Raw genomic sequence first — 26,151 nt, 5'->3', positions numbered from 1 at the left:
TTATCTCCGCTGGATATGCCCCAGACCACTGACTCTCGAATTCCGATCCGTGAAGGTTACTACTTCCTCATCATCGTCCAGGGTGAGGAGGTCACGCATTACACCGCCGACTTTGGGCTATCGCACGTGGACTTCGTGAAGCGCAAGGTCGGCAGTCTTCCCGACGGAGCATGGGTCGGCTCTGCGACCAAGAACGACGGCCGGCTCTCAGCGGTGAATTCCTTCACCTTCTATCGCAACCAACTGCCCGGCCCGGAGGCCACGCAACGGGCGGTCTTCAAGAAGTTCTGCTGAGCTACACGGACAACACCGCACCTTGGTCTGCACCGCCGACGAGGGCTGCGTATCGAGCGAGGTAGCCAGTGCGCGACTTGGGTTCAGGCGGCTGCCAGCGGAGGCGCCGTAGCGCGAGCACCTCGTGCGCGACAAGCAGCTGAAGGCTGCGATTCGGGATATCGATCTCAATGAGGTCGCCGGCCTCCACCAGGGCGATGGGGCCACCGGCGGCTGCTTCCGGCGAGACGTGGCCAATCGCCCCACCACGGGTGGCTCCGGAGAAACGCCCATCGGTGATGAGCGCCACGCATTCGGATAGCCCGCGCCCGACGATCGCTGAAGTGGGTGCAAGCATCTCTGGCATGCCCGGACCACCCTTCGGCCCTTCGTGGCGGATCACCACCACGTCCCCGGCCTTCACTTGTCCGGTGAGGATGCCTGTCGTGGCGTCTTCGCCGGATTCGAAAACTACAGCCGGGCCGGTGAACTTCATCATCGAGGGGCTCACGCCCGCGGACTTCACCACGCAGCCGTTGGGCGCGATGTTTCCATGGAGCACCGCCAGCCCACCCTTGGATGAATAGGCACGGTCAAGCGGCCGGATGACGTCGGCATCCCTCACCTCTCCTACCGACAGTGTCTCGCCGATGGTCAGCCCGCTCACGGTCAACGCATCCGCGTGAAGAATCCCCGGCAAACCGGCCAAGGTCTTGAGGATCGCAAAGATCCCTCCCGCCCTATCGATATCCTCCATGTAGTGTTTTCCCGAAGGTGCCACCTTGCACAAATGCGGCACTTGGCCGGCCATCTCGTCGAAGTCCCGCATGCTGAGCGGCACGCCGGCTTCCTTCGCCACCGCAAGCGTGTGGAGGATCGTGTTGGAAGAACCACCCATCGCCATGTCGAGCGCGATGGCATTCCGGAAGGCCTCACGCGTGAGAATGTCGGACGGCCTCACCCCATCCCGGACCAGCCGCACGATGGTCCGGCCGGCTCGCTCGAAGAGAACGTCGCGCGCGGGATCGGTCGCGAGGATGGAGGCATTGCCCGGCAATGCGATCCCTAGCGCTTCGCAAAGGCAGTTCATCGAATTCGCGGTGAACATCCCGGAGCACGAGCCACAGGTGGGACACGCGTTGCGTTCGATCGCGTCAAGTTGCTCCTCGGTGATCGCATTCGTCGACAGGCGGCCCACCGCCTCAAATACCGAAGCGAGATCGAGCGAGTCCCCGGTGAGCGGGTTCTTGCCGGAGCGCATTGGTCCGCCCGACACGAATACCGCCGGGATGTTCACCCGCGCCGCGCCCATCATCATACCCGGCACGATCTTGTCGCAGTTCGGAATGCACACCACCCCATCGAAGCAGTGCGCGCGGAGCATGATCTCGATGCTGTCCGCGATGATCTCGCGCGATGCCAACGAGTAGCGCATGCCGCCGTGACCCATCGCGATCCCGTCATCCACGCCGATGCAATTGAACTCGAACGGCACGCCCCCAGCCGCCCGGATCGCATCCCTCACCTTCCGGCCTACCACATCCAGATGCGCATGGCCCGGGATGATCTGGACGAAGGAATTCGCCACCGCGATGAACGGCTTGTCCCAATCTTCCTCCGACTGGATTGCCCCGGTGGCACGCAGGAGGCTGCGGTGCGGAGCACGGATGGCTCCCTTCTTGATGGTGTCGCTGATCGCCATGGAGCAACGATCCACCAATTTCACTTCATATTGGAATGACTGTATTCGTCGCAGTATGATACCTTTTCGGTATGGATTGCTCATTTCGAGAACTGGAGTGCTTCCTGGCAGTTGCGGAGGAGCTGTCGTTCACCCGCGCCGCCAAGAGACTGAATCTCGCCCAGCCCCCCCTTTCCCGGCACATCCGGACGCTAGAGGAAAAGATCGGGGCGGACCTGTTCATTCGCGGAACCCGCGGGGTCTCGCTCACCGCGGCGGGAGATCGATTTTACGAGGACACCCGGACCATCCCCGGCAAGCTTTCCCGGGCCAGCGAGGCGGCCAAGCGCACCGCCGCCGGGGAGATCGCTCGGCTGCGCATCGGCTTCGTCAGTGCGGTGATGAGTGATGACGTGCTCTCCGTGCTCCGCCGCTTCCGCACCGCCTCGCCCGGAGTGCAAATCCTGCTACAGGACGTGCCACCGAACGACCAGCTGAAGGCCATCATGGAGGGCAAACTCGATGGAGGTTTCGTTGGCATCGAGGAACCACGCGACCAAGGTGGGATCGAAGTCATCCCGTGGTTCAAGGAGGCACTCGAGTGCTTCGTGCCGGAGGACCACCCGCTCGCGAAACGGAGCCGTATCGCACTCGCCGAACTCGCCGGCGAACCGTTCGTCGCTGTGGATCACAGGGCCGCACCCTCGTTCTCGAATCTGGTCCGGCGTCTCTGTGGCGATGCGGGCTTCCGTCCACGCGTGATCCTTGAGTCGCCGCGTGCCCAAGCGGTCGCCGTGATGGTCGCCGCAGGATCCGGCATCGCCATCCTGCCCTCGGCACTCGCGAAGGTGGCAGGCAGCGGAGTCCGGGCGATTCCACTGAAGAAACGCCCGTCGATCACCCATCACTTCGCAAGGAGATCAGGCAAGCCCGACGTCACGATGCGGACGTTCGTGGGAGTCTTGAAGAAGAGCTGAAGGCGCGAATGACGGCTAGCCTCACGACCGCTTGCTTAAACGGCGGCCTGCTTGGCCTTCTTCCTTGCCTTCAGGATTTCAAGGATCGGCTCCGAGGACCCGCGGTGACGGAATCCCAGCAAAAACATCGGAACACAGATAAAGCTCATCGCCAGGCAAAACCAGGGACCGATGCGACGGTTCATCTCCACGTCCTTGTTGTGGGCATCCAGCGCGAGAGCCTCATCGCTGCCGATCGACATCGTGAGGAATTCGAAGAACTGCTGGTTCTGACGCCAGTTGCGCCGGGGAGAGCCGGTCTCGGAGCTGGCCACGCCGAGGGTGACCGTATCGCCCGGGCCCAAGCGGCCGTGTAGATCGAACTTGAACGCCTCCGGATAGAGCGAGGAGAAACAGCGGAACGGAAGAGGCTGCTCCGCCAAGGTAATTTCAAGATAGGGCTGCTTGCCGGTGCTCTCCCGCGCTTCCTTCACCGTTCCCGTAAAGTGCGTCACGTCCGCCGCGGTCAAGATCGGCTGGGTCAGCCAATGATAGCTCACGACCGCCATGACAATCAAGGCAACAAGGGTCAGGATCATCAGGCCTTTCGGCTTGATCTCTCTGGGATCAATCATGGGCTCAGGAAGCCTGCTTCTCCAAACGGGTGCAAGGCAGTTGCACCCCGTGACGGCAATGTCACCCGGCTGCGCGGAACCAAAGACAAAGGCGGCTGCCCATCAGGACAGCCGCCTTGTTAGAAACCTTGGTCTTGTGACGAAAGAAAGGATCAGCTCGGCTCCTCGTCCTCGCCGCCGTGGTTGAGGATGAACTGCAGGTCTTCCAGTCCCAGGTTCGAGGCGAAGCCTTCGTCGCCGAGCACGTTCGTCACGAGCTGGGTCTTCTGGTGCTGCAGGATGCGGATCTTCTCTTCCACGGTGTCGCGGGTGAGGAGGCGATACGCGATCACCTTGTTCTTCTGGCCGATACGGTGGGTTCGGTCGATGGCCTGGTTTTCCACGGCCGGGTTCCACCACGGATCGTAGAGGATAACATAGGACGCAGAGGTCAGGTTCAGACCGGCACCACCGGCCTTCAGCGAGAGCATGAAGACGGACGGATCCTTGGTCGTCTGGAAGCGCTCGATCTCGCCCTTGCGGTCCTTCGTCTGACCCGTGAGGTAGTGGAACGGACGGGCGTCGAGTTCGAGGCGAGCCTTGATCAGGTCGAGCATCGAGACGAACTGCGAGAAGACGAGCACCTTGTGGCCTTCCTCGTGGAGCTGGTCCAGGAGGTAGAAGAGCGACTCCATCTTGGCGGACTCTTCCTTCAAATACTTCGGATCGATGAGACCCGGGTGACAGCAGATCTGACGCAAGCGCATCAGGCCCTGGAGAATGGCGAAGGAGTTCTTCTTCACCGCTTCGTCCGAGTCGAGGCCGAGCAGGGCCTTCTGGATGCGCTTCAGCTCCGCTTTGTAGAGCTCCTGCTGGATATTCTCCATCTTGGAGTAGACCTCCTCTTCCGTCCGCGGCGGCAGATCCTGGGCCACCTGCAGCTTGGTGCGGCGGAGCAGGAATGGACGCAGGCGCGCGGCCAGACGGTTCTGCGAAAGCGGGTCTTTCCGCTTGTCGAAGCGCTTCTTGAAGTAGGCGCGGCTACCGAGCACGCCCGGCATGGCGAAAGCCATCAGCGACCACATGTCGAGCAAGCGGTTTTCGATCGGCGTACCGGTAAGCACCAGACGGTTCGCGGAATCCAGCTCGCGGGCGCACTTGGCTGCCTTCGAGTCCGGGTTCTTGATCTGCTGGCCTTCGTCGAGAATCGTGGTGAGCCACTTGATCTCGTTGAGCAGGTCGCCGCAGACGCGAAGCTGGGCGTAGTTCAGCACCAGCATGTCGATGTCCTCCTGGGTCTCCTTGACGTTGAGATCCTCGCGATTGCGCAGGACCTTCACGCGGACACCTGGAGCGAACTTCTGAGCCTCGCTCGCCCACACGTCCAAGACGGACTTGGGACACACGACGAGCACCGGGCGGTGCATCTCCTTGTTTTTCTCCGCCTCTTCGATCAGCCACAGGACGTAGGTCAGCGACTGGATCGTCTTGCCCAGACCCATGTCATCGGCGAGAATGCCACCGAAATTATTGGTCGAGAGATAGGCGAGGAAACGGAAGCCATCAACCTGATACGGACGCAGCGTCGCGTTGAGCCTGTCCGGAACGTCGGGCATCACCTCGATCTGGATATCACCGGCGCGGTCCTTGATGCGCTTCCACGCCTTCGGGTCGAAGACATCCGCTGCCTTCGGATCGGCGAGCTGCAGCGCGTGCATGCGGTGCGTTTCGCCGGAAAGGTCGAAGGGATCGAGACCGAGGCGGGTGACCGCTTCGCGCTGGTCGGCATCGAGCCTGATCTCGAGCCGCATCCACGAGCCATCTTCCATGCGGACGTAGCCGCCACGCGCAGCGACAAGCTGGCGGATCTGCGCCTTGGACAGATTGACGCCTTCCACATCGATGACGATCCGCAGGTCGAACCAGTCGATCTCCTGATTGATCACCTCGAAGCGAACGGCCGCGGTGACCGGATCGTTGAGGATCGACTTGAGGCGCAGGTCGATGTCGAGTTCGACGGATTCCGGCATCGCCTTGATCCATTCGGCGAACTTCTCCGGGAACTGCTTGGTGATGCGGGATTTGAAGGAAAGCAGCTTCTCGTCGTAAGTGAGACCCATTTCGTCCAGCAGACCGGGCACGGGATAGAGCTCCTCGCGGGCGAAACGGAGGAGCTGCTTGCCCTTGAGCGGCTGCTGTTCGACCAGCTCCCAACCGTCCTTGGTCAGTCGCTCGGTGCGGCGCTCCTTGGACTCGATCGCGGTCACGTCGATCACCAAGTGTTCGGTCTCGGCAGCGGTCAGGCCGGCCACCAGCTTCATTTCGAACTTCGGCTTGAGCTCCAGATCGACGACGCGCTTCTTCAGCGACTCCGGCAGCGAGGCTCCGATCTTGCGGAGGAACTCGACACCTTCAAGGGAGTCGATGACGCGCTTGGGAATCAGGTAGCGGGGCATCACTTCCGTCTCCTCCAGCCAGCGTGGCGGCCCGGGGAACACGGTTTCGTCGGACTGATAGAGTTCCTTGCGACCCGGCAGCATTCGCACCGAGTGCGAAACGTTTTCACCACCGGCGGTGACGAGTTGCAGCGCGAAGCTGTTAGGATCGTACGGATCGTCCTCGCAGACCCACTTGAGGGCGTCGGTGACCACCTTGAACTCGCGCTCGTCGAGGTTCACCAGGTAGCCCTTCAAGGCCGGCTGGCGGAACACCCGGTTCATGAAACGGCAGGCTTCCTCGGTATCGAAGTCGAAGGTGATGTCGTTATGGTCGCGGTAGTAGGCGAGGAAATGCTCCCACAGCACTTGGCTCGGCGCATCCATGCGAAGCGCGGCCTGATGATGCATGGTGACAAAGCGTTCGATGTCGTTCTTCTCGCGAATCTGCGTCCACAGGCCATTCGCGCCTTCCTTCACCTCGATGCGGGCCTCGTTGATCGTGGCCACGAGACGGAAGGCAACTTCCACCGGCGGGTCTTGCGGCGGGCGCTCGTTGACTTGCTCGATGCGGTCATACCAGGAGGCGACTTCGCGCTCCTGCTCCCAATCCGCCATCTTCTTCTGAACGTGCGCCAGATCGGTGATCACGTTCATGAACTCCGGGTAAGGGAGCTTCTTCTTGTAGAAGGCGTAGGCGAGGTAGTTCCAGAACTCGAGGATATCGCCCGGCGGCATCGGCCACAGTTCGAGCGGCTCGTAGGTGGTGATTTCCCAGCGTGGCGTGATGCGGACCATGTCGTGGTCGTGCAGCTCGCCTTCGATCACGTAGCGGCGATAGCGCTTCTCGATCTTGGAAACGAAGTCCGCTTCCTTGTCGTCCAGCTCGCGGCCCAGCTTCTCCTCGATGATGTCGAGAACGGGCGTGTCGTCGAATTCATTGGGCGACTCCGGCAGGTCCTCGCCGCGGTGCATCCGCTCCATCATCGTCGCGTACTGACACGCGGCGGCGATCACTTCGTCCTCGGCGGTGCAGGAGCCGAACCAGCGGTTCCCCTGCAGGCGCAGGCTGGTGCGGAAGGTGCCGGTCTCGTCCTCGACGCGGCCCTGGATGAAAAGGTGATTTCCGAAGATCTGGGTGACCGCGCCGTCTTTCTGAAGGCGCTCACCGCGCTTGCGTGCTTCCTCGGGGAAGCTGTTGAGGAAATTCAGCGTCGCTCTGTCCGGATTCATGGCTCGAAAAAGCCGCCGAGCATGTCAGTCCGGCACCCTGCAGGACGGACGCGACGGCGGGCCGCGACGATAGACCCCGGATTTCAATCGCCGCAATAAAAACCTCAGCCGCAATTTTTGCGGGTATCCACGCAGGGGCGCACGATCCTTGATAGGAAAGCGCCAATCCAGTCATTCCAAGGCCTCGCCGAGGAACCTCAGCAGGACCGCCATGCACACCCGCGCCAAGGCCGGATTGTAACGCGGCCCCTCGTCGCGGAGGAAGGCGTGGGCCGCATTGAATTCGTGCCACTCGAAGGCGCGTCCAGCCTCCTCGAGGCGCGCATGGATCAGCTCGCGCCCTGCCTGCGGGATGTGCGGGTCCTGACGACCCCAGACAAACAGCATCTGCGCGTCCAGATCGCCGATCCGCTTCAGCGTGTCATCGCTCTTCCCCGCACCGAGAGTGGCCGAATGAACATCGGTCGGATAGAAGCAGGCAACCGCCGAAATGCCCTCGTGAAAGCCGGCGCGCAGCGACAGGTGACCGCCCAGACAGACACCGTGGCTCGCGATTTTCCCGGTGCAGGCTTCGTGACCTTGGAGCCACTTCACCAGCACATCCACGTCCTCATCGTAGGACGCGAGGTCCTTCGCATATTTCAGCTCATTGCCGCGGTCGGAGCCGGCCTGATCGTAGGCAAGCACGCACCCTGGCTCCTCGAACTCGTGATACACTTCGGGAACCGCCACCAAATACCCCTCACCCGCCAAGGCCGCGGCCATCCGGCGGATCGGCCCGGTGACTTGGAAGATCTCCGAGAAAAAGATCACCGCAGGGTGCTTCCCACCGCCCGCCGGCGTGAAGGTATGCACCCGCATCGGGCCGCGGGAGGTCGCGAGATCGGTGAAAGCTTCGGTGAGCGTGGCCATGGGCCGGAGATTGGTCTGACCTCGCGAAAGGGTGAAGGACAATCCCAGATGCCTTTGCAACGGGTCCCGGCATGCTCACGCTGCGGTCTCGATGTCCAAGCGCCTCCTGTTCCTCTGCTCACGCAACCGCCTGCGGAGCCCCACTGCCGAGGCCATTTTCTCCCGGCCCGGGGTGGAGACGGATTCCGCCGGCCTGAGTCCGGATGCGGCTGCGATCCTGAGCCCGGAACAGATCGAGTGGGCCGATCTCATCCTGGTGATGGAAGCGGTCCATCGCACCCGGCTCAATCGTGACTTTGGACCCAATCTCAAGGGCAAAAAAGTCGTGGTGCTCGGCATTCCCGATGACTTCGATTTCATGGACCAGGAGCTGGTGAAGCTGCTTGAATCCAAGTGCGCCCGGTATCTTTCTTAACGTCTAAACATGGACACCTACATCGCCCTGCTTCGCGGTATCAATGTCTCGGGTAAAAACCCGGTCCCGATGGCCAAGCTGAAGGAAACCTTCGCCGGTCTCGGCTTTGCTGACGTGAAGACCTATCTGCAAAGCGGCAATGTCGTCTTCCGGACCAAGAAAAAGACGGCACCCGCCAAACTCGCCAGCGAGATCGAGGCCGCGATTTCCCACGACTTCGGCCATCAGGTATCGGTGCTCGTTTTGACGCCGGGGGAAATCGAACACGTCGCCGCCCACAATCCCCTCTGGCCGAAATCCGGTGGCGAACTGACCCATTTTCACGCCACGTTCCTTTTCGATCCCGTATCAAAAGCGACCTTCGACGCGCTGAAACTCCCCGCCGCGGAAGGCGAGCGCGCCCTTCTCTCCAAAGGGGTAGTTCTGCTCCACTGCCCGCACGGCTATGGCAACACCAAGCTGAACAACACGTGGTTCGAAAAGGCCCTGAAAGTGCGCGCCACCACCCGCAATTGGCGGACGGTGCAGGCGTTGCGGGAGATGGCAGCAGACTGAAAAGTGCGCGGCCAGCGGTTTAGCGACTAAACTTTCGGCATTTGCGGTCGTAAGTAATCCGTGAAATCCGCTCTTCTCACCTGTGTCGCCCTGCTCGCGGCCTCCCCCGCCCTTTTCGCCGCCGCCGAGGTGACCAAGGGCTACGGCCCTTCCGATGCCGGCTTCAAGCTCGACCCGGTGCTCCCGCCCGCCATCGACGACATCGCCTCCAAGGCGACCTTTTCCATCATCGACGGCCAAAAGGACGGTGCCAGCCCGGACCTCGCCGTGCTCAATGATGGCAAGATCCCGCAAAGCGAAGACCAGCCATCCGCCAACTTCTTTTTCGCAAACGGCAGCGATGGCGGACGGATCGGCGTCGATCTCGGCAGCGTCACTTCCCTGAGAAGCATTGCCACCTACTCGTGGCACAACAAGGAACGCGGCCCCCAACTCTACAAGCTCTACGCAGCCGACGGACGCGCGAAAAACTTCAACGCCGCTCCGAAAAAGGGCACCGATCCAGCGACCTGCGGCTGGGTGCCTCTTGCTGAAGTCGATACCCGCCCGAAGACCGGCGATGGTGCCGGCCAACACGCCGCCGAGATTTCCAACAAGAACCGCCGCCCTCTCGGCAGCTACCGCTACCTGCTCTTCGACATCTCTAAGACGGCCGAGGATGCGTTCGCCAATACCTTCTTCAGCGAGATCGACGTGGTCGATGCCGGGCAATCCGAAGTCCAGCGGATCAAGCCGCTGGAGAAGATCGTGAAGAACTACAAGTCGAAGGACGGCAAGTTCCGCTATATCATCGACAGCACCAAGGCCCCCGCGCTGACCGAATGGAGCGAGAAGGAACTGCTGCCAGTGGTCGAGGAATGGTATCCCAAGCTGGTGGCATTGCTGCCCAGCAATGGCTACCGCGCCCCGGACCAGGTGACCTTCGAATACCGCGATGACATGGGCGGCACGCCCGCCTACGCCGCAGGCAACAAGATCTCCCTGAGCGCACCGTGGTTTCCGGGCGAACTCAAGCGCGAGGCGAAGGGCTGCGTGATCCACGAAATGGGCCACGTGGTGCAGAACTACTGGCGCGCTGCCCAAACCAATCGCAACCCGAAGAACACGCCCGGCTGGATCACCGAAGGCATCTGCGACTACATCCGCTGGTTCCTCTATGAGCCGCAAAGCCAAGGCGCGCACGTCCGCGATGTAAACCAAGCCAAGTACGACGCCAGCTATCGGGTCACTGCAAACTTCCTCGACTGGGTCGTCGACAAGAAGGACAAGGCCTTGCTCCAGAAACTCAACGAAGCCGCCCGCGAAGGAAAATACGAGGAGAAGCTCTGGAAAGACTGGACCGGCAGCACGCTTCAGGAGCTGGGCGAAGACTGGAAGAAAGCGGTCAAAGACGGAAAGCGCTGAGACGTCCGCAAGGATCGCAGCGACTTCTGCCACGTAGCGGCGCGTCCATTGACCGTCGCTACCTCGTAGAGCCCTTTCCAAGGTTCAGCTTGCCAAGTGGCATTTCTCCGCTAATCTCCGGCCGTCGGCGCTCTTTGCCGACGGGGGCCATTCGACGGTTCCCACCCTTTTCCGGTCTTCATCGATGAGAGATGGTTCGGGGATTACCTGAATGCTCATCGAGAATCCGCCAGCCGCCGGGAATCCGCGCGAGCAGGCCCCATACTACATGACCCCGACCACGTTCGAGGCGCTGCCGCTGGCCGCGCCCCTTCACCGCGCATTGCGCGAACTTGAATACACCACGCCCTCGCCCATCCAGGCACAGGCCATTCCATTGCTGTTAGAAGGCCGCGACCTCCTCGGTTGCGCCCAAACCGGCACTGGTAAGACCGCTGGCTTCGCACTGCCCATTCTTCACGCACTGCATGAAAAGCCGCGTGCGCTGAAACCAAAGAGCGCCCGCACCCTCGTCCTCGCTCCCACCCGCGAACTCGCGGTCCAGGTGGCGAAGAGCTTCAGCACCTATGGCAAGCACGTCCGTTTCCGCCAGACGATGATCTACGGCGGCGTTGGCCAGAATCCACAGGTCGCTGCCATGCGCAGTGGCGTCGATGTCCTCGTCGCCACGCCGGGACGCCTGCTCGACCTGATCGAGCAGAAGCACCTCGACCTCTCGGGCGTCGAATTCTTCGTCCTCGATGAAGTCGATCGCATGCTCGACATGGGCTTTCTCCGCGACGTGAAGAAGATCGTCGCGATGATTCCCCAGCAGCGCCAGTCGCTGTTCTTCTCCGCCACCTTGGCGCCGAACATCGTCCAGCTCGCCGAAACCATCCTCAAGAACCCGGCGAAGGTCAGCATCGCGCCTCAGACCACCACCGCCGAACGCATTGAGCAGAAGGTCGCGTTCATCCAGAAGGAGCACAAGCGGTTCCTGTTGGAAGTCCTCTTGAAGGAGCAGGCGGAAGCCGGCGAATCCAAGCTGACCATCGTCTTCAGCCGCACCAAGCACGGCGCCAACAAGCTCGCGAAAGGCCTGACCGCCGCCGGCTTCGAAGCCGACGCCATCCACGGCAACAAGTCCCAGGCCCAACGCGAGAAGGCTCTGGAGCGGTTCCGCAAGGGACTCACACCCGTGCTCGTCGCCACTGACGTCGCCGCCCGCGGCGTGGACGTGAAAGACGTGGGCCTGGTGGTCAACTACGACCTGCCGAACGAGCCCGAGGCCTACGTCCACCGCATCGGCCGCACCGGTCGCGCGGGAGCTGAAGGCCGCTCGGTGTCGTTCTGCTCGGAAGAGGAGTTCGACTACCTTCGCGAGATCGAAAAGGTCATCCGCATGGCTGTCCCACGCTGGGACGATCACCATTGGCACGCTGAATCGTTGGTCGAACGCTTCCAACGTGGTGCCCGCGGCAGCGTCGCCCAGGGATCATCCTCGGGCGGTGGTCAACGCAGGTCATCCCAAGGAGGCGGAGGTCGCTCGCAAGGCGGTGGCCGCTCCCAAGGGAATGGTCGTTCCCAAGGCGAACGCGTCGCAGTTCAAAGCGAAGCTTCAGGTCCGGCACCAGCCTGGACCGGACGTCGCCGTCGCGGACCACGCGGACGCCGTTAAGCTGCGAGGACTCCCGTCCACGCGGTGCCGACAGCAAATCGACACTTCTCACTCTGAAGCCAGCCGCAACCAGCGGCTGGCTTTTTTGTTTCGCGTAGGCGCGCTGGTGACAGCGCGGAGTGGCCCCTTGAAGCGAGCTGTTCCGTTGCTTCCGCATTGTCACCAATGCGCCAACCACGCAACATCGCCTGCTCCTGAATCAGCGACCCACTTCCTCGTTGAAGAACACCTTGATGAACTTCTTACCCTTCTCTTCATCGAAGCCCCGCTCCATCACCGGCTCGGACTGATCAACGAAGGTTGGCTTCACGTGGATCTCCACCCCGGTGTCGAGCTTGAGCACAGTGCCAATTCGTTTCTTGGCCTTGGTCACGTCTTTCTTCGAAATCTCGAACTTGTCGTCGAAGCGCTGGCCCTGCTCTTCCTCCACCTTGGCCTTGTGCTCGCGGAACTTCTCCACCGCCTCCGGCGTCCGTAGTACTTCCTCTTCGAATTCCTGGAGGCTGAACTGCTCCTTCCCTTCGAAATAGGCCAACGCATCGTTGGCGGCGGTGGTTGCTTCCCACGGCGGCGTGTCGTCAATTGCCGACGAGTCGGCTTCCGAGCCGCTTTCCTTGACTGCTTCTTTCTTCGCCTCCTTCTTGGCCTTCTCCTCCTGCTTCGCGAAGGCGACAGCCATGTCGGTGAACTTGTTGGTCAGGAAAGGACTGTCAGTCACGGCAACCAAGCCGAGGAAATCCCGCACCCAGAAACGCGAGTCGGAACCCGTGCGATCGAAGGTCAGAACGAGGAAGCCCTTGTTCGGGTGGTGGTTGAGGATCAGGCAGCCCTTGTCGATCTTCTCCGGATTGATGCCGTGCTCGGTGTGAAGCTGGAGGTCGCCATCACGCGTCGAGATGCTGAGGAAGGGCACCACGCTCTCCGACTTCAGGATGCACAGGCCGGTGACGGGATTGCCATCCACTTCGAGGTCGTCGACCCAGGCAATGCACAGGTCGCCCGACTTGATGTTCGGGTGATTCGACTTGGTGTAGAGCCGCGTCGCAATCTCGCAGCCCTTTTCGAGCAGCTTCTCCGGATCCTGGAAAATCGCCTTCGCGCACGAGTTCAGCTCGTGCTGGTCGAGCGACGAGTGGTGGTGGAAGCGGTAGCCGGAAAGGCTCTTGAAAGGCTTGAGAAAAATCGCGGTCAGCGTGCTCCGGTCCGCCTCGTCGATGGGATAGACCTGCTTCGAGGTCTGCAGCGGCTCCTCGCGCTGCGGGTGGCCGATTTTCGCGAGAACGAGCTTGGTGGCGGAAGCGGAAGTGAAGCGGATCTTGGCGGACATGAGCGATGCGGGGCGCGGACGCTACGGAGTCGCGGCCCCGGGCGCAAGGACCGGTTGAAGGACTCGACGCAGATGCTAGGGTTCATGTCCTTCAACCCTCGAAAAAGTCGTCAATGTCTTCCTTTCATGAGCCCGAGCCCGTTCCCCTATCGGACGAGGGCGAAATGGACCTGATCAAGGTCCAGCGCGTTAACCAGAGCTGGATCGTCCATGGTCACCTGCGCGACACCGCCACCGCGTGGATCGAGCACCTGCGGCGCACCGACGCCGAACGCCTAGAGAAGTCCTGTTGGCTGGCGCTTTTCCTGACCCGCTACAAGAAGAGCGTACTGCGCGATCCCAAGCCGCTGTTCTACGCGGGGCTGTTCGCCTTCGCGACACGGGAAGAAATCGATTGGTTCCTCGCCGAGCACCCGATGACGCATGCGATCACCCTGTTGGGCTTGGGAGACGACTCCGGCTTGGACGACCTCGGCGGCCAGGCCCGGGACTTGGCCACCGGTGTCGCCGGGGAGATCCGGGCGATTCGGGATTGCGAATAGGTCGCCTATTTGATCCCCACCACCATCGAGTCCGGCCCGATCAGGTGCTCCACGCGGCAGTCGCGGAACCCGGCGTCCTTCATCCACCCGATGCAATCGGCCCCGGTGTAGTCGAAGCCACCGGGCGTCTCGATCAACATGTTCAAGCTCATCAGCAGGCCAAAGGCATTCTGCGAGCGGTCGTCATCAATGACCGCATCGTAAACGATCACCGCGCCTCCCGGCGGCAGCGCACGCCACGCCTTCTCCAGCAGCATCCGCTTCGTCGGCAGGTCCCAATCATGGAGGATGTGCCCCATCAGGATCACATCCACCGCCGGCATTTCGTCTTGGAAGAAGTCCGCCGCTTGGAACTTCACGCGGTCCCCAAGCCCCAAGCCGGCAATGTATTCGTCGAATACCGGGCCGACCACCGGCAGGTCGTAGCCAGTGCCTTTCAAGTGCGGGTTTGCCAGCGCAATCTGTGCGACAAGATCACCCTGCGCGGTGCCGACGTCGGCACAAGTCGCGTAGCTCGCCCACGGGAAATTCCGCGCGATCGCCAGGTTCGCACCGCGGCTTACGCCCGTCATCGCACGCAGGAAACCCCGCAGGCGCTCCGGCTCGGAGTAAATCGTGGCAAAGGGCTCCTCGCCGCTCTTCACTTCATTCTGCGGCTCGCCGCTGCGCAGCGCCGGGATCAGGTGATCCCAGAAGCCATACAGCCGGCGGCTGGCCATCTCCAGAATCCCGCCGACGTAAGACGGCTTCGCCTTGTCGAGGAACAAGCCGGTCTCCTGCGTGTTGCGATACACGCCATCCGTCCGCTCCAGAAAGCCGAGTGCCACGAGCGTATCAAAGAAGTCCCGTGCCCCGCGGTCCTGGAAGCCAAGCCGCTGCTTCAGGGTTTCCACATTGGCAGGCGCCTCGCCGAGAATCGTGAAGACCTCGAGTTCCACGGCCGCTAGCAAGGTCTTGGAAGACCAAAAGCTGGTGCCAACTTGAAAGATGCGTTCTGGGGTGGGATCCATTCCCGCATTTAACTAGGCCTCCCGCTCCAGTCCGCAAGAACAGCCTGCGCGGCTGGATCTTTCGTCCCAATGGCAGTAGGACGCCGGTTGAAATCCGCAGCCACCGTGATTGTATCGATCCCATGGCCCGGTTGGTTCCCTTGCTCGTCCTCGTCTGCGTCGCCGTGATCTCGGCATGGGCGTGGTTCCGATCCGCAGAGCCGGTGGTTCTTCCCAAGCTCCCTCCGGTTCCAGCCAAGGTCGACTCGCCCCCACCCGTTGAGGAAGTCCCCTACACCACCGGTCCCGCCAGTGCTGATGGCATCGGCAAGTTCTTCCACGGCCGCGAGATCGCCAAGGTGATGGGCCATCCTCACATCAACTGGCTGGAACGTCCCGAACGCGAACAAGAGGAAGCCCCCAGCAAAGCCATCTCCGACATCGACCTGGCACCGGATGCCGTGATCGCCGACATCGGCGCGGGCTCCGGCTACTATAGCTTCCGTATTTCGCCCAAGGTCCCGCGCGGCAAGGTGGTCGCCATCGATATCCAGCCGGAGATGCTCGATTTCCTCCGGACGAAAGCGGCCGAACTCAAGATCACCAATGTGGAGCCCCACCTCGGCGAAATCGACGATCTCAAGCTCCCCGCCGGCTCTCTTGATGCCGCGCTGATGGTGGATGCCTACCATGAATTCTCTCATCCGCGCGAAATGCTCGCCTCGCTGCTCAAGGCATTGAAGCCGGGCGGTCGCATCTTCCTGCTAGAGTTCCGCGGCGAAGACCCGAACGTCCCGATCAAGCCGCTCCACAAAATGACCGAAGCGCAGGCGCGCTTGGAATTTGAGAGCGCGGGCTTCCGGTTCACGGGCAACCTGAAGCCGCTGCCCTGGCAGCACCTGCTGGTGTTCGAGCGGCCCTGATCCCGGCGGCTTTCGGGGTTGCCAGTCCCGGGGTCTTCCGGGCCATGCTCCGTCGTGCCCTTGCTCCTGCGCCCGAAGGATAGCTACCTCACCTGCCGCGATCGCGACGACGGCGGGGGCGCGCAGATCTCGGCGCGGATCTCCACCATGATCTGCGCCAAGCTCAAGGGCCTGACCTATGCCCACACGCCAGTCTCCGACGTGGCCCACGTGCCGCAGGGCGTCACGCCGCCCGAGTGGTCACAGGCGTGGGAAAATTTCTTCAATCTCGGGGCGAGTGAAGTGACCGCCGCCGAGATCGAGAGCCGGGGCTACCCCGTGGTGGCGGTCCCCAAGCCGCATCGCTTTTTCCCCCGCTCGCGACGGCTGCAAGTGGTCGCCCACTGCCACAAGGTCACCGACAAGCACCCCGCAGAGTGGGCCGCCATCGCGCCGCTGATCCGCGAGAAATACCTGCTCTCCCCGAAGCCAAAGCTGGCGGGCTACGATGACGATAAGGTCCAGATCGCCGTCCACCTCCGCCGCGGCGACGTGGGCTCTAGCGGCCGCTTCTCCGAGCGTTTCACCGCAGATGACTTGGTGCTCGGCCGGCTCCGCCGCGTGCTCGCTCTCGTCGGTCCCGGACAGGCCACCGTGCGTCTCTTTTCCCAAGGCCAGCCCGATGACTTCCGCGCCTTCACCGACCTCGGTGCCCAGCTCCATCTCGATGACGACGTCTTCGAGAGCTTCCACCACTTCGTTCGCAGCGACGTGCTATTCGTGGCGAAGAGCACCTTCAGCTACCTCGGCGGAGTGATCGGAGGGAATGTCTGCCTCTGCGAACCCTTCTGGCACCCGCTCCTGCCGGAGTGGCTGAACGCGGAGGACTTCAGCGACGCGACCTTCCTGACGGCGCTCGATCGCCGCCTCAAAGGCCTCGCTTGAGATCGAGATAGCGGCGCATCGCGGCGATGCGGTTTTCCACGCCCAGCCGCTGGAAGACAGCTTCCAAGTGCTTCTCCACCGTGCGCGGGCTAATGCCCAGAATGATGGCTGCCTCGGCGCTGGTCTTGCCCTCGGCGATCCAGTCCATGATCTCCCGCTGGCGGCGGGTCAGGATGGTCACTGCTTCCTCTCCCGCGGGCTCGTGGCCGGAGGTCGGGAACATCATGATCACCTCGCCACTGAGCTTTGGAAGCGCATGGACGAGCGTCGGCCCGGCCCCAAGATCAAGAGTCACATCCCGCCAATCGGCGGTCACCGGATTGATCCATGCAGCATCCAGAACCTTGTCGACCTGTGAGATCTGATCTGGAGTCAGGGAGCGCACCGCTTCATCCGGAGCCCACCGGGATTCCGCAAAAGTCACGGCAGCGTGATTGAGCGGACACACCTCGGACGACTGATTAAGGAAGAAAATGGCCAAGGGAGCACTGGCTCCGAAAATCCGCTGCCGGACCACGCGCTCGACATTGTGGGCCTCCAGTCGGTCGAGCACTCCCCGCACGGTCAGCAGGATGGCATCAAATCGCTCACGCGCTTGGACGGTGATCCCGGCCCCCAGGAAATAACAGTTCAGGTATGCCTTGCGGCGCACACTGGCCACCAGCAGGCCGAACATCACGTCTGCCATGGCATGCTCGCCGAAAACCTCCCGCGCAAATGCGCTATTCCGGTATTCCTCGGGAGAGAGGTGGTCACTCATGGCGAAGCCAAGATCCCCGGGATCATCGAAATTGACCCGCGACTGGATCGGATGGCTGGCCGCCAAGCGATTGACCGTATCAATCTGCTCCCTCAGGATTTTCGAAATCCGGCCATGATCGGAGATTGAACAAACCCCGCTGATCGGCGACGTTCCCATCACCACTGCTTCATCCGTCCCGATCAGGCCGGGTAATTTGGCAACGAGCAGGTCAACGACGTCGTCGAAGCTCGTCGCCCGATAAATCGCTTGAGCCAGATCAAAATAGGAGGTTCCGAGCACGTTTAGGAGGGCGAGTGGGTGGCAACGCAACGATACGTAGTCTCCCGTAAGTATCAACACGCATTGTTGGGAACCCGGTTCCGTGGCATTACATTCACAAGTTCAGGGTTGACGTCAGCGACGCCACCAACGAACCAAAAGCTTTCCCTGGGGGGGGAAAAGATGGCCCCGTCGGTCCTTGTGATTGGCGGGGCCATTCACTTTCTATCGAGGCGCTCTCCCGAGCTTTCCCGATGCTGGTCGCCTTTCACAAACCCTACGGTGTTCTAAGCCAATTCACGCCCGATCATCCCGGCCAGCGCACGCTCGCGGAATTCCAGTTTCCCAAAGGAATCTTCCCGATCGGCCGCCTCGATCAGGATTCGGAGGGCCTGATCCTGCTCGGAAATGAGCCGCGGCTGGTGGCCCGGCTGCTCGATCCCCGCCACGGCCATCCGAGGACCTATCACGTGCAGGTGGAGGGCGAGCCGACCGGAGAAGCGCTGCGCCAGCTCGCCGCCGGCGGGATCGATCTGAAGGGCCACCGCACCCTGCCCTGTGAGGCACGGGAGCTCAGCGAGCCGGACTACCCGCACCGCGATCCGCCCGTCAGGTTTCGCAAGAGCGTGCCGGACCGCTGGATCGAAATGGTACTGACGGAGGGTAAAAACCGACAGGTGCGCAGAATGACCGCCGCCGTGGGCTTTCCCACCCTGCGACTGATCCGCGCAGCCATCGGCGGACTGAGGCTGGAAGGCATCGAACCCGGAACCTGGCGGGAACTGACCGCAGAGGATCGCCGAAAATTGGGCTGAAGCCCCTACGACCGCCGGTCTTCAGGCCAGCCCGCCCTCACCTCACGGCAAAAACTCCACCCGCAGCCGCAGCGGGCTCTCGCCTTCCGGGATTGGCATGTCGAGCGGCGCTTCCACGCTGATCTCGGTGCAGCCGTCCTCCAGCTTGCGGCGGAAGACCTCCGCAGTGCCCTTCCACGGGCCGCGGCCATTCTTCCGGGCGATCTCCACGCGCTTCCCATCCTTCTTCACCAGCTCGACCACGTAGCTGACGTCACGCGGGATCTCCCGCGGCAGCACGAAGGTCATCACCGGCTCCGGTGGATCGCCGATGAAAGCCAGCGAAGGCACCTTCTCCCACGCATCAGGATCGTTCACCGGCGCGATATCGAAGGCATACGCCATCAAATTCGTGATCCCGTCCGTGTCCAAATCCGCATCCGGCTCCGCGAAAGGACCAGCCAAGCCATTGGCTTCGGCCCAATCGAGGTAACCATCCTGCGCCGACGCCACCTGAAGACCTGCAAAGAGCAAGCCACACGCAGCGACGAAGGATTTGAAACGCATGAGGCGGGAAACATAACTTCCGGAAATAGGGCGTCCAGCCCCGAATCCGGCAGTCTCAAACGTGCTCGGCGAGGTAGCGCTCGGCCTCCAGCGCCGCCGCACAGCCCTGTCCGGCAGCGGTCACGGCCTGGCGGTAGTAGTGGTCCGCCACATCTCCGGCAGCGAAAAGTCCCTCCGTCTTGGTCGAGGTGCGGCCGGCATTCTGGATGATGTAGCCGTTCTCGTCCTTGTCGACGAGGTCGCCCAGGAAGGCGCTGTTAGGCACGTGGCCGATCGCCACGAAGACGCACTTCAGCTCCAGCTCGCTCTCCTCGCCGGTGACCAGGTTCTTCAGCGTCACGGCGCGCACTTCGCCCGCGTCATCGGTGAGATACTCGGTGACGGTCGAGTTCCAGACCGGCTCGATCTTCTCGTTCGCCAAGGCCCGGTCGGCCATGATCTTCGAGGCGCGAAGCTCCTCGCGGCGGTGAATCAGATACACCTTGCTGGCAAAGCGGGTCAGGAAAGTCGCTTCCTCGGCGGCACTGTCGCCACCGCCGATGACGGCCACGGGCACATCGCGGTAGAAGGCACCGTCGCAAGTCGCACAGGACGTGAGACCGCGGCCGATCAGCTTGTGCTCATTCGGCAGGCCCAGGTGCTTCGGAGCCGCACCGGTGGCGATGATGACCGTCCGGGCGTGATGCTCTCCGGATGAAGTCTTCACGGTAAAGGAGCCATCGGCGTTTTTCGCCACGCTCTCGACATTCGCATACTCGATGCGGGCACCGAATTTCTCCGCCTGCTTCTGCATGTTCATCATCAGCTCCGGGCCCATGATGCCTTCCGGGAAGCCCGGGAAATTCTCCACCTCGGTCGTGGTCGTGAGCTGGCCGCCGGGCTGGGTACCGGTGAGCATGAGCGGGGTGAGATTGGCGCGGCCGGTGTAGATCGCGGCGGTGTAGCCGGCGCAGCCGGTGCCGATGATGATGACGTTTTCCATGGTCCTTCGGGAGTCGGGGCCGCGGAGTATTCGTGTTGGAAACTGCCCGCGTCAACTGTGGGGAGCAGGGAATCGGAGACCGGAGAAATCGCCCGCCATCAATTGATCCCTCGCTTCCGCTTCTCGTCCTGAATCCACACCCGGTCGCCCGCCGAAAGGCTCTTCTCGTGCGTGCGGACCCGTTGGCCGTCCGGCTCCACCAGGATCATCTGTCCCTCGTGGTAAGCTGCCAGCTTGGCGAAAATCACCTTGCCGCTGTCATTCGACCAATCACGGTAACCCTTCTTTTCCAGCGAGGCCCGCCACGATTTCTGGCTCTCCTTGGCAACGGAAACCCCCTGCTTGAGCTGGCCCCAGATGAAGTCTTCCTGACCGGGGCGGTAGCTCTTGTAGATCCCGATGACCTCCCCTGACGGAGCGAGGAGGTGCAGCGAGGGATAGCCGCTCGCCTTGTACTTCTTCTTTAGATTCCGCACGTGGATCTTCTTCGCGTCGAGGTCCGCCAGAGTCTTGCTGGTCACGTTTTGGTCCACCACCAGCCGGACGGTGTTCTCCGAAGCCCATTTTTCAAAATCAGGAGTCGAGAACAGCTTGTCCCGCAGGAGATTGGAGGCAGTGCTGTTCTGGCTATCGGTAAACCAGATCAGCAGCGGCTTACCGGTCCGCTTCGATTCGCGGAGCGCCTCGGTTTCGCTATCTCCCCACGGTCCCTTCTGCTTCGGAGCGGAAAACAGGCCGTCCAATTCGGGGATTTCGGCATCGGGATCGTCAGGGTTCGTCCAGACGTTGTCGTCCGGATTGTAGCCCTCCAGCGCCTTCTTCTGGGCCTCCGGGGAAATGTTTCCGCCCTGCTTGACGGGCGTCCCTCCGAAGGAGTTCGGACCATACACGCGGGCCGGAGTTCCGCCGCCGGTACCACCACCGAGAGGACCCACCGTCTCCGGCTTGTCGCTTTTCTTCGAACCCGTGCCACAACCGGGCAACAGGAGCACGACTGACAGGACGGGAATGACACAAAACCAGCGCATGCGGGAAACGCTAGAGGGTCCGTCGCGAGGATGCAATGCGGCTGGTTTCCCTTGCGACGGGGGGCTCTACGGAGAAACTCCTCCGCCCCCGGGCTGCTTCTCCATTTTCCGTGAAGACCGTCCTCCTTCTCCTAACCGTCGTGCTCGCACTGCTGCTCCCGGAAGCGGCGCATGCGGCCGGCGGGCACGACCTGAAGCCACCGGAATTCCTCACCCGCATGGAGGCATTCCCGCAGCAAGAGGCCGCGGCAGGAATGCAGGGCATTGGCGACAAGCTCGCCTTCAGGGCGAAGGAACAGCCCTTCCTGCTCGTCTCCACGATCATCTTCCTGCTCGCCATCGTCCACACCTTCGTCGCGGTCCCGATCACCAAGCTGGCCCACAAGGTCCAGCACGAGCACGACCATGCCCATCCGGGCAACAAAGTCAGCTTCAAGGCCACCATGCTCCACTTCCTCGGCGAGGTAGAGGCCATCTTCGGCATCTGGGTGGTCGTCCTGTTAGGCGCGATGCTGTGGTTCTACGACCTCGACACGGTCACCGGTTATCTGGGCGGAGTAAATTTCACGGAGCCGCTGTTCGTGGTGGTCATCATGGCGCTTGCCTCCACCCGGCCGGTGCTGCGCTTCGCTGAAGCCTGCCTGCGCTTCTTCGCTCGCTTCGGAAAGGAAAGCCCGGCCGCGTGGTGGCTCTCGATCATGATCATCGGACCGGTGCTCGGTTCCTTCATCACCGAGCCCGGCGCCATGACCATCGCCGCCATGCTGCTGGCGAAGAAGTTCTACAAGCTGAAGCCCACCCCGCGCTTCGCCTACGCCACCCTCGGCCTGCTTTTCGTGAATGTCTCGGTCGGCGGAGTCCTCACGAATTTCGCCGCGCCCCCGGTGCTGATGGTCGCCTCGAAATGGGGACTTACCACGCCCGAGATGCTCCTCCACTACGGCGACAAGGCCGTGGTCTCGATCCTCATCTCCTCCTTCCTCTACTTCGCGATCTTCCGCAAGGAACTCGCCGAAATGGCCGTCCGCTCCGGCGATCATGACGGCGATGGCAAGGGCGACCTGATCGAAAAGGATCGCCCGGTGCCGCTCTTCGTCACCCTCACCCACCTCGCCTTCATGGCCTGGACGGTGGCATTCGCCCACTACCCGCCGCTCTTCATCGGCGGTTTCCTCTTCTTCCTAGCCTTCTCACAGGCCACGGAACACCACCAGTCCGCCATGATCCTGCGCGGCCCCATCTTGGTCGGCTTCTTCCTCGGCGGCCTCGTTGTGCACGGCGGCCTGCAGGGCTGGTGGCTCGGCCCGATCATCACCAGCCTGAAGGAATGGCCGCTCTTCCTCGGCTCGACGCTTCTCACCTCCTTCAATGACAACGCCGCCATCACCTTCCTCGCCAGCCAGGTGGAAGGTCTCGGCCCGCAATTGAAATATGCCGTGCTCGCCGGTGCCGTGACCGGCGGCGGCCTGACGGTCATCGCCAATGCCCCGAATCCCGCCGGACAAGCCCTGCTCGGCCGCTTCTTCGGCGATGGCGTATCGCCCATGAAACTCGCCGTCGGCGCACTGATCCCGACGATCATCGTGGCCGCCTGCATGATGTTTTTCCCCGACCGCGGCATCGATGAGATGTTCGCCGCCCCGCCGCCCAAAGAGGCCACCACCGAATCGCCCGCCCACTAACAGATCATGTTCACCGGACTCGTAGAAGCCATCGGCCGCGTTCGCTCGCTTGAGCCCCGCGGCGAACAAGCCCGCCTCTCGCTGGAGATCCCCTTCGCCGCCGAACTCGAAATGGGCGAATCCGTCGCCGTCAACGGCTGCTGTCTCACCGTCGCCGACATCGACGCCACAGGCGCCAGCTTCGACCTCCTCGGCCAAACCCTTGCCGTCACCTCGCTCGGCGACCTAACAGACGCCTCGATCGTGAATCTCGAACGCGCCCTCCGCGCCGGCGATCGCTTCGGCGGCCACTTCGTCCAAGGCCACGTCGATGCCACCGGCACCGTTCTCGCCTTGGACCAACGCGGCCAAGACCACATCTTCGATGTCTCCCTGCCCCCCGAGATCGCGAAGCTGTGCATCGACAAGGGCTCGCTGTGCGTCGACGGCATCTCGCTCACCATCGCCGAACTCACCGAAACCAGCGCCCGCTTCTGGATCACCCCGCACACCTTCGACGTCACTCACCTCCCCGGCCTGAAAGCCGGCGCCCGCGTGAACCTCGAAGCCGATCTGCTCGCCAAACACGTGGCGAAGCTATTGGGGAAGTGACTGCTACCAGTCGTCGTGCAAATCCTGCTTCACTCGCCGGCGCTCGGCGCGGTGCTCGATCTGACGCTTCTGTTTCGGTGTCAGTTCCTCCTCGCGATCGCGCCATGAACGCCCGGATTTCCCAGCCATGATGCAGCCGAGCGGACGGATCTCCGCAACCACCTCCGCCAGACCAAATTCGCCGATCTGCGCCTTCACCTGCGCGGCATTCTTGTAGGCGAGCGGCGTCTCACTCAGGTCGGGCTTTCCGCAGAACCATCGGACGTCGATATCCTTGGTGCTGCGCTCGATCGCAGTCCGCCGCGAAGCCTCGTCCGGAAACTTCCGCCGCATCGCCGTGCGCGAGAGATTCCGTCCTGCACCATGCGGTGCGAATGACAGGAACTCGTCCCGGTCTCCACCTAGCACCAGCAGGATCGGTTCCGCCATATTCAGCGGGATCAACCCAAGCTGCGGCCTTCCCTGCTCGTCCTTCCACGCCGGCGTCGCCCCCTTGCCATGGAAAAACATGTCACCCCGCTGCCACACGAAATTGTGCTCGTTGCCCACTTCCGCCACGACCTCCCCACCGATGCGCTCCAAAAAACGCCGATGAACCGCCCGGTGGTTCGCCTTCGTCCACCGGGCCACATACTGCAGCGCATGCCAATAATCCCTCCCGGTATCGGAATTCGCATCGATCCACGCCGCAGCGGGCGGAATGTGCTGTGCCGTCCGCGCCACATGCTTCTCCGCCGCGATCTGACCTCGTTTGTAAACGTGCGCCCCCAAGCTGCGTGACCCGTGGTGGGTCACCAGCACCCGGTAGCGCCTTGGCACAAAGCGATCAGCAAGATCGCCATGCCCTGTCAGCCGTAGCATCGCGAGGAAAGTTTCATCGACATCCACCTCGCCGATATACGCAAAATGATTTCCATCACCTTGATCGGCGATCTGCGTTCGAGCCCGGTCCCGCAATCCGCTCAGGAAGCGGCTCTGCCAGACGTTCTCGTCATTGACCGGATCAGAAACCAAGTCATCCAGATGCCGGTGCTCGGGCCCGAAACGGGTCGCCGACATCAATGCATCAAGCTCCTTCCCCACGCTACTACGCTCATCGTAGAAGGTGGCAAACATCGAGCAGCAGATGTCCGCCGAGTGTGCGGACGGGATGATCGCATTCTCAACGGCAATCGCCCCGCCGACCGGAATCACCGCCGGTGCCAGCCCCGAAGGACACGCATCCGGCAAGATCACGCCGCGGGCAATGACCGGTGTCTTGAGAAGCTGGTGCATCTGCCGCTTCACGGCCTCAACGTTCACCTTCTCCTCCTTGGTCTCGGGCACGATCGCCTGGGCCAGCGGCGCGGGATTCTCCCGCATCACGCCTTTCGGCGGCGGCGGGGTCACGTCGCGCTTTAGCAGCTTGAGGGCATACTTCGGATCGGCGATGCCACGGGCTTCGTATTCCGCCACCTTCTCAAGCAGCGCTTTCATTTGAAGCCCGGGCTCATAGCCGGCGTCGATCAGGTCCTGGGAGGAGAGGAGATTCATACGAGGGAAAAGACTCGGAGATTGTCGCGCCATTGCCGGGCGGTGACGCCGTAGCAGACGCGGTCATAGCGCACTCCGTCGCGGGACGACCCGAGCGGTTCGACGCCTTGGTAAAGAAACCCGGCCTTCTGCATCACGCGGCCGGAAGCGGGATTGTGGGCAAAGTGGTAAGCATGCAGCGAAGGTAGCCCCCGCGCATTGAAGGCATGGCGGATCACGCGGTGCACCGCTTCCGTGGCATACCCATTCCCCCAATACGGGACGGCAATCCAGTAGCCCAGTGACGATTCGACATCGCGATCGATCAAGCCGACCACTCCGATGAGTTCGCCACTGTCGCGGAGCAGAATGGAGAAATCCACCCCCCTGCCCTCGCGCAGCGTCACTTCCGACCTGCGGATCCACTCGAGCGCCCCACCATCCGGATACGGATGCGGGATGAGCGCGGTGGTCTCCGCAATGCGCCGGTCACTGACGTACTGCTGGATCGCCGGAGCATCCTCCGGCACCGGCGGCCGGAGGATCAGGCGGTTCGTTTTAAGAAAAGGTCGCTTCATGGAGAGAAGGAGGGTTGGAGCTGGAGATCCCGCCATTCGCTGGCGGTGAGATGGCGGACAATTCCCGGCACCATGCCGTCACCGTCGCGATCCGGGAGATCCTCGGGAGCAGCGTGGCCCATGCCCGCCTTCTCCATCACCCGGCCGGATGCCGGATTTTCGATGACGTGCCGTGCCTCGATCCGATGCAGGCCCGCGACCTCAAATCCAAAGCGCAGGAGTTCCCGCAAAGCCTCGGTCGCAAAGCCACGTCCCCACACGACAGGACTGAACCAATAACCGGCACTGCCCACGCCAGGCTCATCGAGGGCGCGCAGCCCGATCGCGCCGACGAAGGCCATGCCGGTCCGGGTGAACACGACCAAGCCGCCGTAGCCTTGCTTCTCCCAATTCTCCCTCGCCCTTGCGATCCACTCAAGAGCGTCGCGCTGGAGGTAAGGATGGGGCACCAGCGTCATCTCAGCGATCCACGGGTCATTCGCCACCGCCACGATGGCGTCGATGTCCTCGGCCACCGGCGGTTTCAGGATCAGTCTCTCAGTCTCCAGTTTCACAA

Annotated in this window: 25 protein-coding genes; 12 read left to right on the top strand and 13 right to left on the bottom strand. The window is 62.3% G+C overall.

Features of this window, described 5'->3' with window-relative positions:
• Nucleotides 1–15: 15 nt before the first annotated feature.
• Nucleotides 16–294: a beta/alpha barrel domain-containing protein gene (locus WKV53_RS16705; protein ID WP_341405917.1), complete on the top strand. Its 279-nt coding sequence runs from the start codon at nucleotides 16–18 to the stop codon at nucleotides 292–294.
• Nucleotide 295: 1 nt separating this feature from the next.
• Here the strand turns inward: WKV53_RS16705 and ilvD are convergent, their stop codons facing one another.
• Nucleotides 296–1,975 (bottom strand): dihydroxy-acid dehydratase, encoded by a 1,680-nt coding sequence (ilvD, locus tag WKV53_RS16700; protein WP_341405916.1) that lies wholly within the window; start codon nucleotides 1,973–1,975, stop codon nucleotides 296–298.
• Between the two features lie 71 nt (nucleotides 1,976–2,046).
• Here ilvD and WKV53_RS16695 point away from each other — a divergent pair, with 71 nt between their 5' ends.
• Nucleotides 2,047–2,931 carry a LysR substrate-binding domain-containing protein gene (locus tag WKV53_RS16695; RefSeq protein ID WP_341405915.1) on the top strand — a complete coding sequence of 295 codons (885 nt, stop codon included), beginning with the start codon at nucleotides 2,047–2,049 and terminating at the stop codon, nucleotides 2,929–2,931.
• 35 nt (nucleotides 2,932–2,966) lie between these two features.
• On the opposite strand, the gene WKV53_RS16690 is transcribed toward WKV53_RS16695, so the two are convergent.
• The 3 genes from WKV53_RS16690 to WKV53_RS16680 all read right to left on the bottom strand — a co-directional run bounded on the left by WKV53_RS16690 (nucleotide 2,967) and on the right by WKV53_RS16680 (nucleotide 8,104).
• Nucleotides 2,967–3,545 carry a hypothetical protein gene (locus tag WKV53_RS16690; RefSeq protein WP_341405914.1) on the bottom strand — a complete coding sequence of 193 codons (579 nt, stop codon included), beginning with the start codon at nucleotides 3,543–3,545 and terminating at the stop codon, nucleotides 2,967–2,969.
• A gap of 152 nt (nucleotides 3,546–3,697) precedes the next feature.
• A complete protein-coding gene (locus WKV53_RS16685) occupies nucleotides 3,698–7,192 on the bottom strand; it encodes a DEAD/DEAH box helicase (protein WP_341405913.1) in 3,495 nt (1,164 codons plus the stop codon).
• A gap of 171 nt (nucleotides 7,193–7,363) precedes the next feature.
• On the bottom strand, nucleotides 7,364–8,104 hold the full coding sequence (locus tag WKV53_RS16680; protein WP_341405912.1) for a dienelactone hydrolase family protein: 741 nt from the start codon (nucleotides 8,102–8,104) through the stop codon (nucleotides 7,364–7,366).
• A gap of 91 nt (nucleotides 8,105–8,195) precedes the next feature.
• Here WKV53_RS16680 and WKV53_RS16675 point away from each other — a divergent pair, with 91 nt between their 5' ends.
• The 4 genes from WKV53_RS16675 to WKV53_RS16660 all read left to right on the top strand — a co-directional run bounded on the left by WKV53_RS16675 (nucleotide 8,196) and on the right by WKV53_RS16660 (nucleotide 12,135).
• The gene (locus tag WKV53_RS16675; RefSeq protein ID WP_341405911.1) at nucleotides 8,196–8,519 is read left to right on the top strand and encodes a low molecular weight protein tyrosine phosphatase family protein; all 324 of its coding nucleotides are present in this window, start codon (nucleotides 8,196–8,198) and stop codon (nucleotides 8,517–8,519) included.
• 9 nt (nucleotides 8,520–8,528) lie between these two features.
• The gene (locus WKV53_RS16670; RefSeq protein ID WP_341405910.1) at nucleotides 8,529–9,074 is read left to right on the top strand and encodes a DUF1697 domain-containing protein; all 546 of its coding nucleotides are present in this window, start codon (nucleotides 8,529–8,531) and stop codon (nucleotides 9,072–9,074) included.
• A gap of 60 nt (nucleotides 9,075–9,134) precedes the next feature.
• On the top strand, nucleotides 9,135–10,478 hold the full coding sequence (locus WKV53_RS16665; protein WP_341405909.1) for a basic secretory protein-like protein: 1,344 nt from the start codon (nucleotides 9,135–9,137) through the stop codon (nucleotides 10,476–10,478).
• Between the two features lie 211 nt (nucleotides 10,479–10,689).
• Nucleotides 10,690–12,135 (top strand): DEAD/DEAH box helicase, encoded by a 1,446-nt coding sequence (locus tag WKV53_RS16660; RefSeq protein WP_341405908.1) that lies wholly within the window; start codon nucleotides 10,690–10,692, stop codon nucleotides 12,133–12,135.
• Nucleotides 12,136–12,334: 199 nt separating this feature from the next.
• On the opposite strand, the gene WKV53_RS16655 is transcribed toward WKV53_RS16660, so the two are convergent.
• Nucleotides 12,335–13,462 (bottom strand): nucleoid-associated protein, encoded by a 1,128-nt coding sequence (locus WKV53_RS16655; RefSeq protein WP_341405907.1) that lies wholly within the window; start codon nucleotides 13,460–13,462, stop codon nucleotides 12,335–12,337.
• A 113-nt stretch (nucleotides 13,463–13,575) separates the two neighbouring features.
• Here WKV53_RS16655 and WKV53_RS16650 point away from each other — a divergent pair, with 113 nt between their 5' ends.
• The gene (locus tag WKV53_RS16650; protein WP_341405906.1) at nucleotides 13,576–14,004 is read left to right on the top strand and encodes a hypothetical protein; all 429 of its coding nucleotides are present in this window, start codon (nucleotides 13,576–13,578) and stop codon (nucleotides 14,002–14,004) included.
• A 5-nt stretch (nucleotides 14,005–14,009) separates the two neighbouring features.
• Here the strand turns inward: WKV53_RS16650 and WKV53_RS16645 are convergent, their stop codons facing one another.
• Nucleotides 14,010–15,014, bottom strand: coding sequence for a methyltransferase (locus tag WKV53_RS16645; RefSeq protein WP_341405905.1), 1,005 nt, complete (start codon nucleotides 15,012–15,014; stop codon nucleotides 14,010–14,012).
• Nucleotides 15,015–15,136: 122 nt separating this feature from the next.
• Here WKV53_RS16645 and WKV53_RS16640 point away from each other — a divergent pair, with 122 nt between their 5' ends.
• Nucleotides 15,137–15,916 carry a class I SAM-dependent methyltransferase gene (locus WKV53_RS16640; RefSeq protein ID WP_341405904.1) on the top strand — a complete coding sequence of 260 codons (780 nt, stop codon included), beginning with the start codon at nucleotides 15,137–15,139 and terminating at the stop codon, nucleotides 15,914–15,916.
• A 54-nt stretch (nucleotides 15,917–15,970) separates the two neighbouring features.
• Complete coding sequence (locus WKV53_RS16635) at nucleotides 15,971–16,840, top strand: hypothetical protein (RefSeq protein ID WP_341405903.1); 870 nt, start codon at nucleotides 15,971–15,973, stop codon at nucleotides 16,838–16,840.
• Here WKV53_RS16635 and WKV53_RS16630 read toward each other — a convergent pair.
• Entirely contained in the window at nucleotides 16,824–17,882 is a 1,059-nt protein-coding gene (locus WKV53_RS16630) for a response regulator transcription factor (RefSeq protein WP_341405902.1), read from the bottom strand. The two genes, WKV53_RS16635 and WKV53_RS16630, sit on opposite strands and share 17 nt — an antisense overlap.
• A 233-nt stretch (nucleotides 17,883–18,115) precedes the next feature.
• Here WKV53_RS16630 and WKV53_RS16625 point away from each other — a divergent pair, with 233 nt between their 5' ends.
• Nucleotides 18,116–18,676, top strand: a complete 561-nt coding sequence (locus tag WKV53_RS16625) for a pseudouridine synthase (protein ID WP_341405901.1) — start codon at nucleotides 18,116–18,118, stop codon at nucleotides 18,674–18,676.
• A gap of 42 nt (nucleotides 18,677–18,718) precedes the next feature.
• Here the strand turns inward: WKV53_RS16625 and WKV53_RS16620 are convergent, their stop codons facing one another.
• The 3 genes from WKV53_RS16620 to WKV53_RS16610 all read right to left on the bottom strand — a co-directional run bounded on the left by WKV53_RS16620 (nucleotide 18,719) and on the right by WKV53_RS16610 (nucleotide 21,232).
• Entirely contained in the window at nucleotides 18,719–19,222 is a 504-nt protein-coding gene (locus tag WKV53_RS16620) for a hypothetical protein (RefSeq protein WP_341405900.1), read from the bottom strand.
• 55 nt (nucleotides 19,223–19,277) lie between these two features.
• Complete coding sequence (trxB, locus tag WKV53_RS16615; RefSeq protein ID WP_341405899.1) at nucleotides 19,278–20,204, bottom strand: thioredoxin-disulfide reductase; 927 nt, start codon at nucleotides 20,202–20,204, stop codon at nucleotides 19,278–19,280.
• Nucleotides 20,205–20,302: 98 nt separating this feature from the next.
• On the bottom strand, nucleotides 20,303–21,232 hold the full coding sequence (locus tag WKV53_RS16610; protein ID WP_341405898.1) for a thioredoxin fold domain-containing protein: 930 nt from the start codon (nucleotides 21,230–21,232) through the stop codon (nucleotides 20,303–20,305).
• A 110-nt stretch (nucleotides 21,233–21,342) separates the two neighbouring features.
• Here WKV53_RS16610 and WKV53_RS16605 point away from each other — a divergent pair, with 110 nt between their 5' ends.
• Nucleotides 21,343–22,914, top strand: a complete 1,572-nt coding sequence (locus tag WKV53_RS16605) for a putative Na+/H+ antiporter (protein WP_341405897.1) — start codon at nucleotides 21,343–21,345, stop codon at nucleotides 22,912–22,914.
• A gap of 6 nt (nucleotides 22,915–22,920) precedes the next feature.
• Nucleotides 22,921–23,505 (top strand): riboflavin synthase, encoded by a 585-nt coding sequence (locus WKV53_RS16600; protein WP_341405896.1) that lies wholly within the window; start codon nucleotides 22,921–22,923, stop codon nucleotides 23,503–23,505.
• 3 nt (nucleotides 23,506–23,508) lie between these two features.
• On the opposite strand, the gene WKV53_RS16595 is transcribed toward WKV53_RS16600, so the two are convergent.
• The 3 genes from WKV53_RS16595 to WKV53_RS16585 are packed head-to-tail and all read right to left on the bottom strand — an operon-like array spanning nucleotide 23,509 to nucleotide 26,149.
• Nucleotides 23,509–25,038 (bottom strand): RtcB family protein, encoded by a 1,530-nt coding sequence (locus WKV53_RS16595; protein ID WP_341405895.1) that lies wholly within the window; start codon nucleotides 25,036–25,038, stop codon nucleotides 23,509–23,511.
• Nucleotides 25,035–25,595 carry a GNAT family N-acetyltransferase gene (locus tag WKV53_RS16590; RefSeq protein ID WP_341405894.1) on the bottom strand — a complete coding sequence of 187 codons (561 nt, stop codon included), beginning with the start codon at nucleotides 25,593–25,595 and terminating at the stop codon, nucleotides 25,035–25,037. The genes WKV53_RS16595 and WKV53_RS16590 overlap by 4 nt, the downstream gene beginning before the upstream one ends.
• Nucleotides 25,592–26,149, bottom strand: coding sequence for a GNAT family N-acetyltransferase (locus tag WKV53_RS16585; protein ID WP_341405893.1), 558 nt, complete (start codon nucleotides 26,147–26,149; stop codon nucleotides 25,592–25,594). The genes WKV53_RS16590 and WKV53_RS16585 overlap by 4 nt, the downstream gene beginning before the upstream one ends.
• Nucleotides 26,150–26,151: the final 2 nt, after the last annotated feature.

It is taken from the genome of Luteolibacter sp. Y139 (genome assembly GCF_038066715.1).
Classification (GTDB): domain Bacteria; phylum Verrucomicrobiota; class Verrucomicrobiia; order Verrucomicrobiales; family Akkermansiaceae; genus Haloferula; species Haloferula soli.
The sequence above is the reverse complement of the archived record's forward strand: the minus strand, read 5'-3'. Positions and strand labels throughout refer to the sequence as shown.

Bases quoted from the DNA above. Each gene is read 5' to 3' on its own strand.
- WKV53_RS16705 (WP_341405917.1), top strand. From the start codon at position 16: ATGCCCCAGACCACTGACTCTCGAATTCCGATCCGTGAAGGTTACTAC.
- ilvD (WP_341405916.1), bottom strand. From the start codon at position 1,975: ATGGCGATCAGCGACACCATCAAGAAGGGAGCCATCCGTGCTCCGCAC.
- WKV53_RS16695 (WP_341405915.1), top strand. From the start codon at position 2,047: ATGGATTGCTCATTTCGAGAACTGGAGTGCTTCCTGGCAGTTGCGGAG.
- WKV53_RS16690 (WP_341405914.1), bottom strand. From the start codon at position 3,545: ATGATTGATCCCAGAGAGATCAAGCCGAAAGGCCTGATGATCCTGACC.
- WKV53_RS16685 (WP_341405913.1), bottom strand. From the start codon at position 7,192: ATGAATCCGGACAGAGCGACGCTGAATTTCCTCAACAGCTTCCCCGAG.
- WKV53_RS16680 (WP_341405912.1), bottom strand. From the start codon at position 8,104: ATGGCCACGCTCACCGAAGCTTTCACCGATCTCGCGACCTCCCGCGGC.
- WKV53_RS16675 (WP_341405911.1), top strand. From the start codon at position 8,196: ATGTCCAAGCGCCTCCTGTTCCTCTGCTCACGCAACCGCCTGCGGAGC.
- WKV53_RS16670 (WP_341405910.1), top strand. From the start codon at position 8,529: ATGGACACCTACATCGCCCTGCTTCGCGGTATCAATGTCTCGGGTAAA.
- WKV53_RS16660 (WP_341405908.1), top strand. From the start codon at position 10,690: ATGCTCATCGAGAATCCGCCAGCCGCCGGGAATCCGCGCGAGCAGGCC.
- WKV53_RS16655 (WP_341405907.1), bottom strand. From the start codon at position 13,462: ATGTCCGCCAAGATCCGCTTCACTTCCGCTTCCGCCACCAAGCTCGTT.
- WKV53_RS16650 (WP_341405906.1), top strand. From the start codon at position 13,576: ATGTCTTCCTTTCATGAGCCCGAGCCCGTTCCCCTATCGGACGAGGGC.
- WKV53_RS16645 (WP_341405905.1), bottom strand. From the start codon at position 15,014: ATGGATCCCACCCCAGAACGCATCTTTCAAGTTGGCACCAGCTTTTGG.
- WKV53_RS16640 (WP_341405904.1), top strand. From the start codon at position 15,137: ATGGCCCGGTTGGTTCCCTTGCTCGTCCTCGTCTGCGTCGCCGTGATC.
- WKV53_RS16625 (WP_341405901.1), top strand. From the start codon at position 18,116: ATGCTGGTCGCCTTTCACAAACCCTACGGTGTTCTAAGCCAATTCACG.
- WKV53_RS16620 (WP_341405900.1), bottom strand. From the start codon at position 19,222: ATGCGTTTCAAATCCTTCGTCGCTGCGTGTGGCTTGCTCTTTGCAGGT.
- trxB (WP_341405899.1), bottom strand. From the start codon at position 20,204: ATGGAAAACGTCATCATCATCGGCACCGGCTGCGCCGGCTACACCGCC.
- WKV53_RS16610 (WP_341405898.1), bottom strand. From the start codon at position 21,232: ATGCGCTGGTTTTGTGTCATTCCCGTCCTGTCAGTCGTGCTCCTGTTG.
- WKV53_RS16600 (WP_341405896.1), top strand. From the start codon at position 22,921: ATGTTCACCGGACTCGTAGAAGCCATCGGCCGCGTTCGCTCGCTTGAG.
- WKV53_RS16595 (WP_341405895.1), bottom strand. From the start codon at position 25,038: ATGAATCTCCTCTCCTCCCAGGACCTGATCGACGCCGGCTATGAGCCC.
- WKV53_RS16590 (WP_341405894.1), bottom strand. From the start codon at position 25,595: ATGAAGCGACCTTTTCTTAAAACGAACCGCCTGATCCTCCGGCCGCCG.